General features: G+C 36.6%; 1 protein-coding gene and 2 pseudogenes. All 3 read right to left on the reverse strand.

Annotated elements, in window-relative coordinates; translation table 11 throughout:
- Positions 1 to 74 precede the first annotated feature (74 nt).
- Positions 75 to 1,133: pseudogene (locus tag CDG77_RS34555) on the reverse strand (ABC transporter transmembrane domain-containing protein); the annotation flags it as partial.
- A 101-nt stretch (positions 1,134 to 1,234) separates the two neighbouring features.
- The gene (proC, locus tag CDG77_RS34560) at positions 1,235 to 2,056 is read right to left on the reverse strand and encodes a pyrroline-5-carboxylate reductase (protein ID WP_094333615.1); all 822 of its coding nucleotides are present in this window, start codon (positions 2,054 to 2,056) and stop codon (positions 1,235 to 1,237) included.
- A gap of 18 nt (positions 2,057 to 2,074) precedes the next feature.
- Positions 2,075 to 2,239, reverse strand: a pseudogene (locus CDG77_RS34565) (cupin-like domain-containing protein); the annotation flags it as partial.
- Positions 2,240 to 2,322: the final 83 nt, after the last annotated feature.

A 2,322-nucleotide genomic window follows, 5' to 3' on the forward strand; every position in this document is an offset into this window, starting at 1 on the left:
CGGCTGCTTCTCCTTCCCCCTCCTCACAATGATTATCATTCTTGTATTTGGTGATTTTATTGCTTGGAAGTCCCTAACGCATCTGAAAAATCAGATAAACGCTCAACATAACTAGAAAATTGCCCAGAAACGCCAAATTCAGCTATTAATTCTTCCAAAGCACCAGCAAAAAAATAGCAAGCTGTAGTAGCTTGTCCAATTTCTCCGAAATCAATATCACCTCTAATAAATAAAGGTGCAAGTACTAAGAGTGTGAGAAATTCGATAGTAGCCCGATATCCTCTGTTAAAAATTGCCTGATTTCTTTCCCAATTAATCTTTTCTTTAATATTTTTTATGAGGATACTAAATCTGCGTTCAATTATATTCAGTTCTTGTTTTTCTCCTTGAAAAAAAGCTATTGATTCAGCGTGATTGCGGACATGAGTTAGACAATAACTATAATCAGCTTTAGATTCAAGTTCTGCTTGATTAATCTTAATTAATTCTTTATTTAAGAAAACAGCAATCAAATTACCTATAATTGTATAGATAAGCAGAGCAACAGCTATCTGTTGGGAAATTGACCAGACAACTATTAAAAAAGTTACCATTTCCAGTGCTTTTTCTAGTAAAGTAGCTGAAAAACTTAGCGCACTACTGGTTATCGGTTCAATTTCTTGAGATAAACGTTGATCTGGGTTATCAATATCAGCTTTAAAATTGATTTTATAATAAGCACGATTGCTCAAATATTTATTTAAAATATGATTATTGAGCCATTGATACCAATCAAGAGAAATTCTTTTTCTAATAAATTTAGTAAATCCTACTAAAAGCGTTATCAAGACAAGTCCAACAGCATAAAGTGATATAGTATAAGTAAATTTAGAATAATCTTTTTCTTGAATGATGACATCGATTAAATAGCGATGAATGAAACTATTATAAGTAGTTGCAGCGACAAGGGCGAATATTAGTAATATTAGGAGAATAAGCATTCCCCAGGCGCGAATAACGTCTGAAAAAGCTCTATCCCCTGGCTTTGTTGGATACCAGTAAGGGCCGGCGATCGCTGTTACATCTTTCCAGAATTGAATAAAATCTGAAAAAGCATTTCTTGAGGGTTGAGCTTGAACAACTTGGGTTGGCATATTTTAGAAATAAACTGAAATATTTTGAAATTAAATTTAATACTTTTTAGCGTAGATTAGTAATAATGACCGAATCAATAACCTCACTCAGCACTAATTTTTCAACTCACATTACCTAATTGTTGAGTGCGGCTCAAAGCAGCAAGCACTGCATTAGAAATCACAGTTCGCATACCACCTTTTTCTAACTCGTAAAGACCAGCAGCAGTCACTCCCCCAGGACTAGTTACCTTGTTTCGTAAGACGGCTGGATGTTCATGAGTCTGCAACATAAGTTCTACACTACCGGCAATCGTATGCAATGTGAGTTCTTGGGCTTGTGTGCGAGTTAAACCCATCTGAACTCCAGCATCAATCATTGCTTCGATGTACAGAAACACAAATCCAGTCCCCGCACTACTCAGCGCCGTTGCCATATCAAGGTCATGTTCATTTTGGGTAGCAAATTCCTTATCTAATGCTTGTAAAATTACTTGGGTATGCGATCGCTGGATCTCTGTCACACTTGATGATGCACTCCACACTGTAGTCCCATGACCAACCTCTACTGCAATATTTGGCATTGTCCGAACAACAGCAGGATGATTCAACCCTTGGCATAGAGATGTAACACTAGCTCCTGCCACAATACTAATTACTAAAGCTTCCGGTGAAATTTTACCCTTCAGCATAGCCAGAACCTCTGCCAAAACCTGCGGTTTCACTGCCAACATCACAATGGATGCGCCTTGTACAGCTTCTATATTGCAGGTTGTAGTACCTACTCCATATTCTTTTTCTAAATAAAGGCATCGCGCAGAAACCGGATCGCTGACAATAATTAGTAGATTGTTATCAACAAAAACTGTTGATAACAATCTACTAATTATCATTTCGCCCATTGTGCCACCGCCGATAAAGGCAATTTTTAAATCTCCCAGCATAAACCCAATACACCTATTTCATCGACAAAAATTAAGATTCTTGAATTTATTTTTTTCTTTAAAAAGCTTTCGTCTAAAAAACTTTTTAATTTTTGCATTCCAAACAAAACTAACAGAAATATTTAGCTCATCGAGAGAGTAAACTTGATGCCACCAAAAGGAGGGGAAATAAAGTATTTCACCTGGTTCTAGGGCGTGTCATCAATTAGATAAACTGGAATCAGAACTGCTGGAAAAGAATAAACACTATTGAAACCGATGACGCG

The sequence above is a fragment of the Nostoc sp. 'Peltigera membranacea cyanobiont' 213 genome (genome assembly GCF_002245975.1).
Classification (GTDB): Bacteria; Cyanobacteriota; Cyanobacteriia; order Cyanobacteriales; family Nostocaceae; genus Nostoc.